The sequence below is a fragment of the Mesorhizobium sp. ArgA1 genome, assembly GCF_053714375.1.
Window position 1 is genome coordinate 100,881 of sequence record NZ_JBSKBQ010000016.1, and the last position, 14,321, is coordinate 115,201.

At 58.8% G+C, this 14,321-nt stretch carries 14 protein-coding genes; 9 read left to right on the forward strand and 5 right to left on the reverse strand.

The genetic code is table 11. From position 1 onward, the window contains the following. Nucleotides 1–330: 330 nt before the first annotated feature. The 4 genes from tnpA to ACWGTI_RS26270 all read left to right on the forward strand — a co-directional run bounded on the left by tnpA (nt 331) and on the right by ACWGTI_RS26270 (nt 3,292). Nucleotides 331–804 (forward strand): IS66-like element accessory protein TnpA, encoded by a 474-nt coding sequence (gene tnpA / locus ACWGTI_RS26255; RefSeq protein WP_454589816.1) that lies wholly within the window; start codon nt 331–333, stop codon nt 802–804. Next, nucleotides 785–1,138 (forward strand): IS66 family insertion sequence element accessory protein TnpB, encoded by a 354-nt coding sequence (gene tnpB, locus ACWGTI_RS26260; RefSeq protein ID WP_059185244.1) that lies wholly within the window; start codon nt 785–787, stop codon nt 1,136–1,138. Before tnpA ends, tnpB begins: the two co-directional genes overlap by 20 nt. A gap of 54 nt (nt 1,139–1,192) precedes the next feature. Beyond that, nucleotides 1,193–2,764 carry an IS66 family transposase gene (gene tnpC / locus ACWGTI_RS26265; protein WP_454589817.1) on the forward strand — a complete coding sequence of 524 codons (1,572 nt, stop codon included), beginning with the start codon at nt 1,193–1,195 and terminating at the stop codon, nt 2,762–2,764. Between the two features lie 234 nt (nt 2,765–2,998). Then, on the forward strand, nt 2,999–3,292 hold the full coding sequence (locus tag ACWGTI_RS26270) for a hypothetical protein (RefSeq protein WP_454589818.1): 294 nt from the start codon (nt 2,999–3,001) through the stop codon (nt 3,290–3,292). On the opposite strand, the gene ACWGTI_RS26275 is transcribed toward ACWGTI_RS26270, so the two are convergent. From ACWGTI_RS26275 to ACWGTI_RS26285, 3 genes are all read right to left on the reverse strand, one after another. Next, nucleotides 3,244–3,774, reverse strand: coding sequence for a hypothetical protein (locus tag ACWGTI_RS26275; protein WP_454589819.1), 531 nt, complete (start codon nt 3,772–3,774; stop codon nt 3,244–3,246). The genes ACWGTI_RS26270 and ACWGTI_RS26275 overlap by 49 nt on opposite strands. Before the next feature lie 13 nt (nt 3,775–3,787). Next, entirely contained in the window at nt 3,788–4,183 is a 396-nt protein-coding gene (locus tag ACWGTI_RS26280; RefSeq protein WP_454589820.1) for a hypothetical protein, read from the reverse strand. A gap of 84 nt (nt 4,184–4,267) precedes the next feature. Further along, nucleotides 4,268–5,413 carry a tyrosine-type recombinase/integrase gene (locus ACWGTI_RS26285; protein WP_454589821.1) on the reverse strand — a complete coding sequence of 382 codons (1,146 nt, stop codon included), beginning with the start codon at nt 5,411–5,413 and terminating at the stop codon, nt 4,268–4,270. A gap of 54 nt (nt 5,414–5,467) precedes the next feature. Here ACWGTI_RS26285 and ACWGTI_RS26290 point away from each other — a divergent pair, with 54 nt between their 5' ends. Then, nucleotides 5,468–5,650 (forward strand): hypothetical protein, encoded by a 183-nt coding sequence (locus ACWGTI_RS26290; protein WP_454589822.1) that lies wholly within the window; start codon nt 5,468–5,470, stop codon nt 5,648–5,650. Nucleotides 5,651–6,294: 644 nt separating this feature from the next. On the opposite strand, the gene ACWGTI_RS26295 is transcribed toward ACWGTI_RS26290, so the two are convergent. Next, nucleotides 6,295–6,510 (reverse strand): hypothetical protein, encoded by a 216-nt coding sequence (locus ACWGTI_RS26295; protein WP_454589823.1) that lies wholly within the window; start codon nt 6,508–6,510, stop codon nt 6,295–6,297. A 290-nt stretch (nt 6,511–6,800) separates the two neighbouring features. On the opposite strand from ACWGTI_RS26295, the gene ACWGTI_RS26300 reads away from it, so the two are divergent. After that, nucleotides 6,801–7,715 carry an ArdC family protein gene (locus ACWGTI_RS26300; RefSeq protein WP_454589824.1) on the forward strand — a complete coding sequence of 305 codons (915 nt, stop codon included), beginning with the start codon at nt 6,801–6,803 and terminating at the stop codon, nt 7,713–7,715. Nucleotides 7,716–7,786: 71 nt separating this feature from the next. On the opposite strand, the gene ACWGTI_RS26305 is transcribed toward ACWGTI_RS26300, so the two are convergent. Then, nucleotides 7,787–9,865 (reverse strand): DNA/RNA non-specific endonuclease, encoded by a 2,079-nt coding sequence (locus tag ACWGTI_RS26305; protein WP_454589825.1) that lies wholly within the window; start codon nt 9,863–9,865, stop codon nt 7,787–7,789. A 417-nt stretch (nt 9,866–10,282) separates the two neighbouring features. Between ACWGTI_RS26305 and ACWGTI_RS26310 the strand changes: the two genes are divergently transcribed. The 3 genes from ACWGTI_RS26310 to ACWGTI_RS26320 all read left to right on the forward strand — a co-directional run bounded on the left by ACWGTI_RS26310 (nt 10,283) and on the right by ACWGTI_RS26320 (nt 14,318). Further along, nucleotides 10,283–11,950: a DUF4403 family protein gene (locus tag ACWGTI_RS26310; RefSeq protein WP_454589826.1), complete on the forward strand. Its 1,668-nt coding sequence runs from the start codon at nt 10,283–10,285 to the stop codon at nt 11,948–11,950. Nucleotides 11,951–11,987: 37 nt separating this feature from the next. Next, a complete protein-coding gene (locus ACWGTI_RS26315) occupies nt 11,988–12,695 on the forward strand; it encodes a hypothetical protein (RefSeq protein ID WP_454589827.1) in 708 nt (235 codons plus the stop codon). A 708-nt stretch (nt 12,696–13,403) separates the two neighbouring features. Beyond that, the gene (locus tag ACWGTI_RS26320) at nt 13,404–14,318 is read left to right on the forward strand and encodes a DNA-methyltransferase (protein WP_454589828.1); all 915 of its coding nucleotides are present in this window, start codon (nt 13,404–13,406) and stop codon (nt 14,316–14,318) included. Nucleotides 14,319–14,321 lie beyond the last annotated feature (3 nt).

Here is a 14,321-nt window from a genome sequence, read left to right on the forward strand (position 1 = left end):
GCATGCAAAAAGAGCTCCAACTGCGCGAGCATGCGGTGGCTGCTTGCAGCCTAAACCCACAGATCGAGGACCGCAGCCCTCCAAGACGTTACTGGAAGGCTGATAGCACGGTCAGCGTTCCTTCATTAGCATCCAAGACGGCTTCAGTGCCGACGGGCACGGCAACGGGCACAGGTGCCACCCCCGGGAGTATCCGAGGATGGGCGGAATCGAACTTTCGGTAGCGTGGCATCCGCTTTCGATTGAACGTAAGCGCGAATTTCCCCGCACCTTTTGCCATTGAGTGGGTTGATGCATGAGGTGTCCACCAAAATAGGTGGACACCAAGTTATGGAAGAAGATGATCAGAAACTGCTGGTGAGACTTGTCGGTCGGAACATGCGACGCCGATACGACCCCGCATCGAAGGACCGTCTTGTCGCGGCCTGCCTCGAGCCTGGCGTTTCGGTATCGAGGCTTGCGCTCGAACATGGGGTCAATGCGAACCTTCTTCGGAAGTGGATAAAGAAGCGCAGGGAGTCCCAGTCCCTCCCGCCGTCCTCGCCACCGGCGTTCATCCCGGTTCAGATTGAAAGTGCTGCCGATCGGGCCCTGTCGCGACACAGCAGCATGGCTGCGGTGGACTTGCCGGCGACCTATGATGAAGTGCGTGGGGCGGAACCCAAAAGGGCTGCATCTTTTCCCTCTCCAGCCAAGATGAGCGCGTTGCTGCCGAACGGCGTGAAGTTGACGCTGGAATGCGGTGATGTGGATGCGTTGACGGCGATCATCGGAGCGCTGGGTCATGTTCAGACTGGGCGCTGACCTGAAAGTCTACCTGCACCGCGAGCCGATCGACTTCAGGGCCGGGATCAACAGCCTTGCGGTTCTGGTCCAAGAGACGATGGCGCTCGATCCGTTTGCTGCGGCGGTTTTTGCGTTCTGCAATCGCCGTCGCGACCGGATGAAGCTCCTGTTCTTCGATCGGTCGGGCTTCGTGCTGGTCCTGAAGCGGCTGACCGAGGACAAGTTCCGGTGGCCGCGCCGCGAGGCAACGGTGGTCACGCTTACGACCGAGCAATTGCATTGGATCCTCGACGGCATCGATATCGATGCGATGGTCCGCCATCCGGTGCGGCAATATCAGGTTGCCGGTTGAGGGCTCTCGAATTGAGCGGTTGACGCGACGGCATGCTTTCGATTCAAGAATCTGATGGATCGACCCGGCGAACCGACTGTTGAAGAGTTGACGGCGCGCATTGCTGCGCTGCAGGCGGAGAACCGTCAACTCGTCGAACGCGTCGTCAAACTCGAGGAAGAGCTGGCGCTTGCGCGGCTGCATCGTTTTGCGCCGAAGAGCGAAAAGCACATTGATCGTCTCTTCAATGAAGCCGAACAGGCCGCGGATGAGGATGACGCCGACAGCGACAATGACGATGTCGCCGACCTTCCGGATACTGGATTGCCAGTGGTCGAAAGCAAGACCGGAAAGAAGCGCGGCCGCAAGGCCTTGCCGGAAAACCTGCCGCGCGAGCGTGTCGAGTATGACCTTCCCGACGATCAGAAGGTGTGTCCTTGCTGCGCCGGCCAGATGCATCGCATGGGCGAGACCGTTACCGAGCAACTTCATATCGAGGTGAAGGCGAAGGTGTTGCAGAATGTGCGGTTCAAATATGCTTGCCGTCATTGCGAGCGCACCGGGATCAACACGCCGGTCTTGATCGCGCCGATGCCCACGCAACCTTTGCCGGGCAGCATCGCTACGGCCTCGACGCTGGCCTTCGCACTCGTTCATAAGTATGTCGACGGCACACCGCTCTACCGCCTGGCGCAGGCCTTCGAGCGCGCAGGTGTCCCTGTCAGCCGAGGCGCTCTGGGCCACTGGGTGATCGGCTCGAGCGAAAAGCATCTCTCCCGCATCTATGACGCGCTGAAGCTGCGGCTCAGATCGCAGCCCCTCATCCATGGTGACGAGACCACGGTCCAGGTCCTGAAGGAAAAGGACCGAGAGGCCACCAGCACCTCGTACATGTGGGCATACCGGAGCGGCGGGGACAGTGACGAGCCGATCGTGCTGCTCGATTATCAGCCGGGCCGCGGCCAGATACACCCGCAGGCCTTCCTCGGCGATTACCGCGGCATAGTGATGAGCGACGGTTATTCCGCCTGGCGCACGCTGGAAGGGGCAACGCATCTTGGATGCATGGCCCATTCGAGGCGGCGCTTCGTCGACGCACTCAAGACGAGAAAGAAGGGCGGCGGGCCGCCGGAACAGGCGCTCCGGTTCTTCGAACAGCTCTACCGGGTTGAAAGGCAGGCGCGGAACGAAATCGCCGACGACGGCGAAACGCGAGATCACCGCATCCGCCGCTTCCGCCAGCAACATAGTGTCCCCATCCTCAATGCTCTCAAGGCATGGCTCGACGACATCGCCCCGAAGGTCTTGCCTGACAGCAAGCTCGGCGACGCCGTGTCCTACACCCTGAACCAGTGGGACTATCTGACGCGCTACACCGAGGACGGCAGCATGCCGATCGACAACAACCTTCTCGAACGCGATATCAGAATCTTTGCCACCGGCCGGAAAAGTTGGCTGTTCAGCGATACCGTCGACGGAGCCAAGGCCAGCGCCATCGTCTACAGCTTGGCGCTGACCTGCCGCGCCTCACGCGTCGAGCCGCTCGCATGGTTGCGCCACGTTCTCACCGAACTGCCTCGACGCGCTGTCGATACTGATATCGACGACCTGCTGCCCTTCAACTTCGCCAAAACCGCTGCAGCCTGATCCGCCCGGACGCGTCCGTCTGAAAGCGACCGTCGTTGAAAGGGCGGCGGCGACGTGCAGGGGAATTCGCGCTTACGATTGAACCCTGCCAAATCCGGCGTATTCTGGCGATGCGCATGTGAGCATAAGGTGGCGCCTGGCGCTTGATTGGCCACCACACGAAAAACCAGCATCGGCCTGGCGACCGAAAATGCTGAGGCAAGAGACCGCCCTTCCATAAAGGAAACAGTCGTCATGGATTCCCATGCCGTTATTACGTCCCTGCCAGTGGCCGGTGCCGACCGTACCGTGCTTATCGATGCCGCTAACGTCGCTTTCGAAAGGACTATCGAACGGATGGAGCCGGCCAATGAGGATCTCACTCGGAGCTATTGGGATGCCGAGAGTTATATCGACAATGAAATCACCGCATCCATGCTGCCGATCTCACTGGACCACGCCGCGTACCTCGTTGATGTATTTCTGATGCCTCATGTCGCTCAGCTGGCGGGTGCCGCAGACAACGAGGCTGCCGAGTCTCGGACTTGAGCCTTTCCGGCGGCAGTTGGCTCTAACTGCTGCCTGGGGGACTTCGCGATCAGGACCGTGACCTTTGCCGCCACCTCTTCCAGGGTGGCGGTTAGGCGGTTGATCTGTGAGACGGTTGTGGCGAGCTCGGGCCCATAGCGGGTGACAAGATATTCCCGGTTCTGGCTCAGGGACTGAAGATGCTTGGCGGTTTTCCCGCGAAGTTGCAGCCCCGCTGCCAGAGTGTGTTCCGTCCGCGCCGACAGGTCGTGGTGCATTTTGCGGATCTGATTGGGATTGTGCCCACGGTGGAGCAACAATGCGGTCAGGTAAAGTTCGATGGCATGGATTGCGGACAATCTGAACGGCGCTCGGGTGAGTGGCTTGCCGGGCCGGCCGAGGGGAAGGAGCTGGTGTGCCGCCTTTCGGTATTCTTCTGCCAACTCGTGAATCTGCTGCGGGGAGGCCAACTCGCCCGGATACTTGCCTTCCTCGATTGCCACTTCCGCTTCCCCCTTACCGTTTGCGGTAGTAAGCATCCCATGCCAGCTTGATGTCCGCAAATGTCCATTCCCGCCGTCGGCCATAGGCGGGACTTTGGCGGGTACAGCACTCATTCAGGCCAGTCTCTCGGCAGAACTTCATAAACCACGATGTGGATTTCGGCTTGCCGCGCGGCGTCGGTTCAATCTGGCAGAGGAGGCCGCTATGCGCCCAATGGTCTTGTGGGCTAGCAATAGAGGCCGGGTCCGTCAGGTAGGCGCGGAGCTTTTGCAAAGTGGCGTCGTCGGGCGTCTGATGGAGTTCCGCACGCATGGACGCGACGGCTAAGTTCGCGCCTTCCCGGGCGGCTTGCGTCAGCATCTCGCGCAACTGGGCACTGGTCAGCACAAGCGCCTGCATGGCTTCCATGGGCAAAGGCTTTCATTGTTGGATTGTCGCGGGTGAAGGTCGCCGCAAGGCCATTGCCTCATAACCAAAAAATGACGTCAAGCGTTAGATGCCGAGCAGGACGCCAAGCCGTTCGGTGACCGGGCGCAGCGGATCCACGAGGCCGAGGTCGTAGATCATGGTCGTTTCGAGATTGCCCTTGTGGTCCACATAGTGGGAGATCGCCTCGTGCGATACGCCCTGACCCGTCAGCATCAGCGAAATCGCAATCCGCTTGAGGTCATACAGCTGGAAATACGCCGGCACGCCGGGGAGGGCCTTGAACCGGTCCAGCCCCTTGCGGAAGTTATCGCGGGGCCGAGTATGATCGGTATGGGACGGGAACAGCAGCGTACTTTCCGGCCAGCGGGCACGTTGCGCCCGAACCATGGCAGCAACCCGGGAATGGATGGGCACCGAGCGATAGGCATATTCATAGAGCGAGCGCGACAACTGGATGCCTTTGGTGTTGTGCTTGTGCCAGACGAGCTGCTCGAGGTCGAAGTGGCTGAACTCGGCCTTGTTGAGGTCGCTGGGACGGGCCATCGTCAGGAACAGAATCCCCATGTAGTTGCAGAGTTCCTGCATCTGGTCGTTGGCGGTCGCCATCTGGCCCTTGACCAGCGCCATGTTTCGCTTGGCAGGCCCTTCCAGATGGTTGATTTCCGGCACCGCCTCGTACACCGGATAGAAGATATGCGCCGCAATCTGCCGTATCTGTTCGGTGGAATAATTGCGGCGACGTCGGATCTGCTTGCGCGCACGGATTGGCGTGCACGGGTTGCGCATGTCCACCAACTGCATGCGGATGGCCCAATTGTAGAGAGCCAGAACGTGGCGAAGAGCGCTGTTGAACACGTACGGGGAGGTGAACTGCCTCTGGAATTCCTCGATATGGATGGGCTTGATGGCTGTAAGCGGCCGGTCGGCAAACATCGTGCCGAAATCCTTGTATAGCCGCTTGCTGTTATACCCGCGGCGGCTGGCCACCTTGGGCGCCGGCCGCAGCCAGTGAGCCACGAAAATCGCGAAGTTATAGCGATAGCCAGCGGATAGGCCGCTGACGTGGCTTTCCCAGTATTGGTCAATGGCCTCGCGTACGGTGAGGAAATGCTTGTGGCGTGTGTCGATCCGATCCAGGTCAGGGTCTTTGCTGGCCTTGAGCTGCTGGTCTCGTTCAACGATCGCCAGACGGGCAGAGGCGACGCTCATCGTAGACGTCGAGCCCAGAACCTTCCGACAGCGCCTTCCGTTGAATTGGTAGGCATGGACGAAGGACTTGTGACCAAGAACGGTAACGCGGAGCCCAAGGCCGGCCACCGATCCGTTGCGAATTTGGCCGTTGCCGGCGACGGCGTGATCCCAATAGAGTTCCTGATCCTTGTCAGCCGGGCAAATCGCTTCGAAAACAACATCGTCTGTCAAAAATATCTTGGGCATTTCATGTAACTTCCATGTAACCGATTTATAGCAAATTTTACATGAGAAGTGAAGTAATGATTGATACGGATGTCCATAAAATGACGAAATAACAAATGATTACATATTTCAATATTGTGGTAATATTAGCCTGGAGGCACTCCGAAGGAAGGGGTCGTGCGTTCGAATCGCGCCGGGTGCGCCAAGTTTTTCAAATGGATGGCATGGTATTCAGTCTCGTCGGTTCCTGTCATGTAACTTTCATGTAACCGTAGTTGCCGGTCTCATATTGAACGGCCGTTATAGACCCCCCGGATCGCCCCATTCCAGACCTGAGCGTCTCGCGGAGGCGCCGCAAAGGCTGACATCCTGTAGGAGGCTCATTCAGATAGAAGATTGGGTGCGCGCTTGTAGAAGTTCGCCGCGGCCAGGAACTGCGGAAGGTCAGGTGCTTGTCGCGGGCCTCGCAGGCCTGCAGCTTGTCGGCGATATGCCAATCCCCTCGGCCGCCGCTTCCGGGCTGAGGCGGGCCTGTTCCCCGACCATCGCAGGATGGCCGGATTGATATAGGCGAGGGTGCTTTTGGTCATGGTTGCGCTATCACAGCTGTCAATATGGCCGCCGCCCTCTTGTTCCAGCTAACGCCTTTGGCTCGTGGTGGCGTTGCCTCCCGGTCATACTCGAAAGGACATCGCAAGGGCGTTGCGGAAGGCCACAGGACCGTTTTTGGCGTTCTCCCACATCCATGCGATCTTCTCTCCGGTGATCCTCGTATCGGGTGCAACTGACGCAAGCCCGGTGCTCTCGCCCAGATCGTCGTCGTTTTCCCAGTCGCACAGGCCAGCCATGGGCTCGTTGTCGTACCTGAAAACGGCTGTGGCAGTGTTCATCTCTCATAGAACGTCCATTTGCCTTGACGCGCGTGCTGCCTGATTTTTGCAGTAGCGCTTCCTATCTCGTTCCCTGCCGCGCGGGTCGGCGCTCCGGCGATCTGCCCATTGCAGCGGTTTTTCTCAATCTTTTCCGCGAAATCGGCCAGGCGCGCCGCCCGGTCAAACCCCGCCCGCACCACTCCCGCCGGGAAGAGGCGGGACCGTGTTAGGGCCTGACCGGCCGGCTCAATCGCCCGGCCCTGCTTCTCCGCGTCTTGAGAAAAACCCGACGCAAAAGGAGCAAGGTCATGTCAGACACCAACGAAACCCCGCGGCAGGACGTCTACAGCCGCATCACCAACCAGATCATCGAAGCCCTTGAGCAGGGCGTAAAACCCTGGACGCAGCCTTGGAGTGCCGCCCATGCCGCCGGCCACGTCTCCCGGCCGCTTCGCCACAACGGCCAGCCCTATGCCGGCATTAACGTCCTGACGCTCTGGGCCTCGGCGATGACCGGGCGCTATGCCGCGCCGATCTGGATGACCTTCAAGCAGGCCATCGAGCTGGGCGGTCGTGTCCGCAAGGGCGAAAAGGGCTCTCCCGTCGTGTATGCCGACACCCTGCGGCGCACCGAGACCGACGAGGCCACCGGCGATGAGGCCGAGCGCTTCATCCCGTTCCTGAAGGCCTACACGGTCTTCAATGTCGAGCAGGTCGACGATCTGCCCGCTCACTTCTATGCCCGCGCCGAAAATGTCCGCAACCCGGATGAGCGAATTGCCCATGCCGAAGCCTTCTTCGCCGCGACGCGCGCGGATATCCGTCACGGCGGCGACTGCGCCTACTACAGCCCGGCTCTCGACTTTATCCAAATGCCCGCCTTCGAGGCCTTCCGGGATGCGCAGGCGTACTATGCAACAATTGCCCACGAATCGACACATTGGACCCGGCACGCCACGCGCCTTGACCGTGATCTCGGCGGCAAGCGGTTCGGAGACGACGGCTATTCCCTTGAGGAGCTTGTCGCCGAGTTGGGCGCCGCGTTCCTTTGCGCCGACCTGGGGCTGCGCCTCGAGGATCGCGACGACCACGCCGCATATATCGGTCACTGGCTGTCCGTGCTGAAGGGGGACAAGCGAGCGATCTTCGCCGCCGCGGCACACGCGCAGCGCGCCGTAGACTATCTGTCGCGTTTCAGCGCCTCCGAAGCAGCCGCCGCGTGAGCGGCGGCCTTCTGGACCGACGCGATTATAATATGCGACAGCTGGCCGTCGCTGCCACGCCGAGTGCCTCGTTACGCCTCGGCGTGTGTATCGGCGCGCAAGAGGACATCGTCAAAAATAACGCCGGCCTCGTCGCTTATGGCTGACAGGGCGACTTGGTAGCGTGCATACTCGCCGGGCGCGAATTCCACTCCGAACCGGTCGACGACATCCTTTTGGGAAAGCCTGAAGCCGTAGGTGCGTAGTGACCGGCGCCCGTTGGTATCGCGTGCCGAGACCGCAACCACTTTCCAAAAGACAAGTGGATACTGCACGACGCCGGTCCCAAAATCCTCAGACGGATCGTTCGCGTCCAAGATCGGTCCCGCTATGATGCAGGCGCGCGTGTCACCGGATTGCAAGTCGCGTTGAATGTGATTTTCGAAGCCGCCCCACAAGCCTTGAACTCCCGGCCATTGCTTTCCCGGTTGGGAGCGGTTGAAGGCGGCGTGCTGCGGCGTGCAATTTGAGAAGTGAAACGTGTCGGAATTGGCAAACTCGATTTCCGTCGGCGTATCGCCCCAGGCATTGTCTTCCCTGCGCACGATATGGCCCCGGTCAATTTGCTTGGCGGGCGCGTAGATATCGGGATCACCCAACTGGTATTGCTGCGGGATTCGCGGGTCAAACACCCAACGATCTAGACCGAAGAAGGCGCGGCCGCTGGAGGTCCTTTTCGATGCATCGTAATCGACGTTAACCGCTGACCACATCTGCATTCGCCGGGAAGCGTTCATTGCCAGGCTGAAGTGATGGTACTTGAGCACGACGGTCTGGCCATTTTCCTTATACATCTCCTGGTCCCGCTCCTGCGAAATGCGAGGCAGCGGCACGGTGATATCGTTTTCGAGGAAATCAGGGTTGTAGCCTTCTCGATCGTCGTAATTGGGGTCGAAGCGAAGTGCTTTCTCGAGCGCCTCGTCTCCCGCGATCTCGGCCGTCGCCTGAGGAAGCTGTGATGCCGGCCCGCCGCTACCAACGAAAATCGTCACTGGTCCGGAAAAATTCATGGTAACGCCGCCCATCACGTTTCCTTTCGTGTTTGCGAAAATTTTGGAGGGATCAGGTTGTAGCAGCGCTTCTGGCGCGCGAGGCGTCGCTAGCTTCGCGACCTCATCGGTAGGATCGGTCGTGTTGGCCAGCAATTCGTCCAAAAGATGCTTGGAGGCGGGCGTGGTCGGCACAAGCCCGCCGAAGGCCTTGACCAATGCGCTTATCCGCACACCCTCGTTAGCGATCCAGTCTATTCCGTCGTCTGGTTGCCCAGGTGACCACGGAGAACCGTCCTTGTTGAGGATCGTGTTGCCACGCATTTTTGGGATGGAGGCGTGGTGCAAACCGACGACCTCCCACATTTCCGAATAGCAGGCGGAGCCCGATGATCCTTCCTCGGTGTCGGTCTCGTACCGGAGGAAACCGTCGTCCCGCAGCTCAAGCAGCCGGCAATTCTGCATCGCATAGCGTTTTGGCCCGCCGTCAGGATATTCGATCATCCGGATCGGCATTCCAGGTAGGATCTTTGACCGCGATCCATTGATCGCCAGGAAGTTGACAGAGGAGAGAAGCTCGCCGGTGATCGCCTTCGGCTTCACCGCGACGAGCGCGAAATCGAGATCCTCCGCCGAGAAGAAAAGGGCGTCCGGATCAAACTCGAAAATGATGCCGCGGGCGACACCCGATGCCGTCTCATCATGAAGAAAGTTGGCGCCGGTTCCTCGTACCGAGCCGGGATCCGGAAATACGTGCCAGTTGGTCAGAAGAACGTTAGGTGAAACCATGAACCCGGTCGCAAACCCGACCGGATCGACCTTCGGATCGACGTTGGCCACGATGCGCGCGACCGGCCGGCCAGCGGCTCGGGCAGCATCGTCTGGCGGCAAGGTGAACCAGTCAAGGGTAGGGCCCATCTTCCGCTCGACGAACACCGGAAGACGGCCTTGTGCCTTCAGCTCGCTCGCCTGATCAAAGCTCGAACGGCGAGCGTCGTAGCGCGCCTGTTCCGATGGCGTCACTTGCGTCGTCGCAGGCGTTGGCGGCTGCGCTTTCCATCGTTTTGCAGCCGCAATCATGACCGCGCGGCGGCGCTCGTCGAACAAATTAGTCGCGGCCATGGTAGATTCCTCCGTCCAAGGAATAGGGAAAGTCGATAGAACTCTATTTGACGACAGCAATTGAGAGATTGGACTTAAAACGATTAGCGTTCAAACGATGTATGTTTAAGCGGCTAACAACCTCCACTAGCAGGCCTTTCGGTTCACGCTGCTGATCTGGAAATTTCTTTCAAAAGCCCTAGCCCCCTCTTACATCATTATGCAACAGAGAGTAATGTGCGGTCAATGTGAAGAATAGAGTTCTCAACGAAGTTCCTAGGGCGGGATCGCTTGTTTGGTTGTCTTTGGCGGCAGGAGCTGCGGCGCCGGCCTGCGCATGGGGGACCTGAAAGGTCATTCGATCACGTAGAGATCACAGAGCGGTGACTTCAGCGCCACCGCTTCAGCAGGTGCAGAGCATTCTTGGGGGAGACGTCCATGACAGCGCGTACCGGACCGGACACGAAGTTGCGTGTCGCTCACTTTGCCGCCGCCGCTCGCCGGTTCGTTCCGGTCCTTCTCATCTTGCTTAGCGTTTCGGGCTGCGAAAAAAATCTGTTCCAGGCGCCACCCCGTGGTGGCACTGCCGATGTGCCGCCGGCACCCGTGACGGACAGCGTTCTCACGCTGGTGGCACAAATCCCGTATGGGACGCTAGTGCAAGCAGCGCAATCGAAGATACCGCAATCCGTTCCGGTGCAAGGAGATGGTCACATCGGATGTGTCGGTATTCCTCATATTAATCCCGGACGCTTGGGACATCATACCGAGTGCAAATGGATCGGTGTCCGTGTTTGTGTTGAAGTGCCAGACGTTACCGCTCCCAGTATTGGCACTACGAACCAATGTGCCGACTATCATTGGCACGCCGATATCAAAACGGATGGCCCTCTTGTCGTGGCCCAGGCGGGCAATGGCGTTCACGTCGAACAGCCGCTGTTTGTCAGGGGTCAGGCCGGCGTCGGCGGCGACCTCGCCAAACTGCTTTCGCTTTCCGGAAAGAACTTCGAGGCTCGGCTGGTCCCAGGCCTCGATTTGCAGCTCGATATGAACGATAAGTGGTGCCCCGTGCTCGCGGGAACCCCAACCGGCAGATGGGTGAGCAGTGCTTCGGTAGAGGTAGTGGGCAAAAACTGCCTCGGCTTTGATTTTGGAAACCTAGGGCACCCCCAAGTCTGCGCAGGGCCGATAAATCTGGGACTGGCTGACGTGTTGAACGGCCAGATCAATGACCACCGTTCCAAGATACAGGATGCCATCGCCAAAGCTCTGCCCTGTGACGCGATTCGGTCAAAGGTTGAGGCCCAATGGCACGCCATTTCGATCAAGATCGACCGAGCGGACAGCACGCCCGTCTATCTCAACATCGTCCCCACAGCGGCGAGCTTTTCGGGCCTGGTCGGTGAAGCGCAAGGCATGAAGATGACCGTGCGTGTCGCGGCAAAGACCAGTCTTGCTGCAGAGCCAGTTCCCACACAGATCCTGTCTCTGCCGCCATTGGGCAAAACATCAGCCGATCGAAGTCAGGCCGATATCACCCTGCAAGCAACCGCACCCTATGGATTGCTGTTGGCCGAGCTGTCAAAGAACCTTAAGGGTCGCGATTTCCAGCAGCAGACGCCCGCAGGCGCCATCGATGTCAAGGTCGACGATGTTGACCTCTATCCTAGCGCTGGCTCCGTCGTGATTGGCTTGAAGGTACAGGCAAAGCTGCCGGGCAAGTTCCTGAATACGACCGGCTGGGTTTACCTCTCAGGGCTACCCCGCGTCGAGAAAACTGGAACAGCGATCTCGATCGATGAATTGCATTTCGCGACCGTCCTCGACAACGCCTTCTGGAAGGCAGCTCAATCCCTATTTGAAACCCAGATCCTGGCAGATTTAGAGGCTCATTCGAAAGTCGATCTCAACAAGCAGATCAACGACGCGTCCGATGAGATTTTGAAGGCCGTTCACAATACCAACGTTCCGGGATTGAAGATTTCCGCTGACACTCCGTCGATTGAACTTCTCGACATCACAGTCGGGCCGAAAAATCTGATTGCCAGTGCCCGCCTCAAGATGAATTTCGATATGGCGCTATCGGCTGATTTAGTAGGTCAGTAGCCCGTGTGCCGCCACCCATAACGACCAAGAGGTGCAAATGACGCAATCGCAGCTTAGCAAGGTTTGGTTTGTGGTCAGTGCGCTCCTTCTCTATTACGCCCTGAATTCTTGGGTGGTAGCGCAAGGCGGCGAAGAGATATTCGGTGCAAAGCTGGTCATGAAGGCGAGGGTGCCTGCAGTAATGATCGCAATCCCGATATGTTCAATTTTGCTCGCACTAACCTCACTCGTTGGACGCGTCTATTCTCTGCGCGGCGGCTCGAAATGGCATGATCGAATACCGGTTGTCGGCTTCGACGGGATCGATACGGGCTCGCGTGAAGGCCGCGTCTATCAAGGCGTGATGATTACAGTCTTCTCCCTGCTGCCCGCGATTGCGCTGGTCTATTTCTGGTGTACGTTCCTCTCCGCGACGGTAATGCTGAACGACGGCAAGAGGGACCCAGGCGCCAGCCTTTGGGATTGGTCGCAGCTTCGGACGCTAAACGATCCCGCTCGTATCTGCACTGAATTTCACAAGGAGCTGGCCGATCCGTGTATCGGCAATGCGACCGTGCTGCCGGGCCTTGAGCCAACAATCTTCGGCGCGCTAACCCTCGCGGCCATTGTCGTACTCGCGATGCACTGGCGTGTTGTGGCGACGGGCCAACCGCACGGCGGTCGAGGGGGAGTTGGAGGAGCTGGAGGAGATGGAGGAGATGGCGGGAACATCACCTTGATAGTAGTCGAGGAGGTTATCTCATAAGCCGGCAGCTGTGACCATTGATACCAGCGGCGGCCACGGCGGCGAACCTGGACTTGGCGGTTCCGGCGGCGGAGGCGGCCTGGGCGGAGTAGGTGGCAGCGGGGGCGAGGTGGCCTAGGTAGTGATGGCGGGCTTTTGCCCGGCAGGTATGCAGGCCGGATAGGGAATCCCGGCAGACCGGGACATCAAGGGAAGGTAGGGCCGGCAGGGCCGGCCGGCGAAGACGGTAATTCGGGCCAAATTGGCAGAGGGTTCACGGGCACCGTACCAGCAAATGTGCTCGACAAACTCCTGAAGCAAGAGAACTAGCCAAGTGCATTTGCCGCGCTTGAACTTGCGGACGTTAATCGTAACCACGGGAGCGTAGCTCCACGAACATTCGCCCAGGCGTCCATCTACCCTGCGGGTCGGCCGCTCGACCTGCGGGAACGGAACGGCTTCTTCTGCCGCTGTCTGCGCCAAAAAGGACGGGAGATTTTAGCGCAAATCGTTCCCTGTAAGTTCCCCTTTCACATTTCCCATACTAAAACGATGACGTCGTTCCGGTGATTCGAGCAATCGTCAGGCGACTCGTGCCGGAGGAAACAGGCTATGGGGACGAAATCTAATACCACCGTCCGGACCGCTACAAGCAAGGTGTCGAAAGCTGAGACTTCTCCGCTGAGTCGATCTAGTTGGATTACGGCCGACCACAATGTGGCTGGCGTAATGCTGGGCGACAGCGCCACCACTCTGAAGCAACTCCCTGACGAGATATTCAATGTGGCCGTCACGTCACCTCCTTACTATTGGGTGCGTGACTATGGTTACGATGGGCAAATTGGTCACGAAAAGAGCGTCGAGATCTACATCGATGCTTTGATGGCTGTGTTCGACGAGGTCAAACGCACGCTCCACCCTGAAGGCGTATTTTTTCTCAACATTGGCGATACGTACTATTCTGGGAACGGCCAGCCGCACGGGAGTGATCCGCGCAGCGCCTCTCGGAATTTTGCCCGGCGCAAAATTCGTCCGGTTGACCAGAGCGGCTGGGATATACCAAAAAAGTCGATGATTGGTGTCCCTTGGAAAGTTGCCTTTGCGATGCAGCAACGAGGGTGGACACTACGCTCCGACATCATATGGAATCGCGTAAATGCCTTTGTTGAGCCAACAGCGCGCGACAGGCCATATCGGCAATATGAACATGTATTTATGTTTTCAAAGCAGCGCTTCTATTCGTTCGATCGGTCCAAGCTCGTCGAGGAAGACGTTTGGAACATTCCTATCGAACGGAGCCTCCGCACGCGAGAGACGGGGCACAACGCTGCGTTTCCGACTGAATTGGCGCGTAGGTGCATCGAAGTTGGCAGCCCGGTCGGCGGCCACGTCCTAGACCCTTTCGTCGGCTCGGGTACAACCATTTTCACCGCACTCGCCCATGACCGGAACGCCGTGGGCGTCGAAATGGGCGAAGACTACGTCGACTACATCGCAACGACCCTGCAAGCCGACGGGCACAAGCCGACGACCTGGGACGCGGTGCAAAAAAGACTGAAAACGCCGTCCGCGGCGTGGAAATCCTGGGCTGGCAACAAAGAAAACTTTCGAAAGCCAGGTCGAGCGAAAACCACCGGGGGGTGATGG

Bases quoted from the DNA above. Each gene is read 5' to 3' on its own strand.
- tnpA (WP_454589816.1), top strand. From the start codon at position 331: ATGGAAGAAGATGATCAGAAACTGCTGGTGAGACTTGTCGGTCGGAAC.
- tnpB (WP_059185244.1), top strand. From the start codon at position 785: ATGTTCAGACTGGGCGCTGACCTGAAAGTCTACCTGCACCGCGAGCCG.
- tnpC (WP_454589817.1), top strand. From the start codon at position 1,193: ATGGATCGACCCGGCGAACCGACTGTTGAAGAGTTGACGGCGCGCATT.
- ACWGTI_RS26270 (WP_454589818.1), top strand. From the start codon at position 2,999: ATGGATTCCCATGCCGTTATTACGTCCCTGCCAGTGGCCGGTGCCGAC.
- ACWGTI_RS26280 (WP_454589820.1), bottom strand. From the start codon at position 4,183: ATGGAAGCCATGCAGGCGCTTGTGCTGACCAGTGCCCAGTTGCGCGAG.
- ACWGTI_RS26285 (WP_454589821.1), bottom strand. From the start codon at position 5,413: ATGAGCGTCGCCTCTGCCCGTCTGGCGATCGTTGAACGAGACCAGCAG.
- ACWGTI_RS26290 (WP_454589822.1), top strand. From the start codon at position 5,468: ATGGACGAAGGACTTGTGACCAAGAACGGTAACGCGGAGCCCAAGGCC.
- ACWGTI_RS26295 (WP_454589823.1), bottom strand. From the start codon at position 6,510: ATGAACACTGCCACAGCCGTTTTCAGGTACGACAACGAGCCCATGGCT.
- ACWGTI_RS26300 (WP_454589824.1), top strand. From the start codon at position 6,801: ATGTCAGACACCAACGAAACCCCGCGGCAGGACGTCTACAGCCGCATC.
- ACWGTI_RS26305 (WP_454589825.1), bottom strand. From the start codon at position 9,865: ATGGCCGCGACTAATTTGTTCGACGAGCGCCGCCGCGCGGTCATGATT.
- ACWGTI_RS26310 (WP_454589826.1), top strand. From the start codon at position 10,283: ATGACAGCGCGTACCGGACCGGACACGAAGTTGCGTGTCGCTCACTTT.
- ACWGTI_RS26315 (WP_454589827.1), top strand. From the start codon at position 11,988: ATGACGCAATCGCAGCTTAGCAAGGTTTGGTTTGTGGTCAGTGCGCTC.
- ACWGTI_RS26320 (WP_454589828.1), top strand. From the start codon at position 13,404: ATGCTGGGCGACAGCGCCACCACTCTGAAGCAACTCCCTGACGAGATA.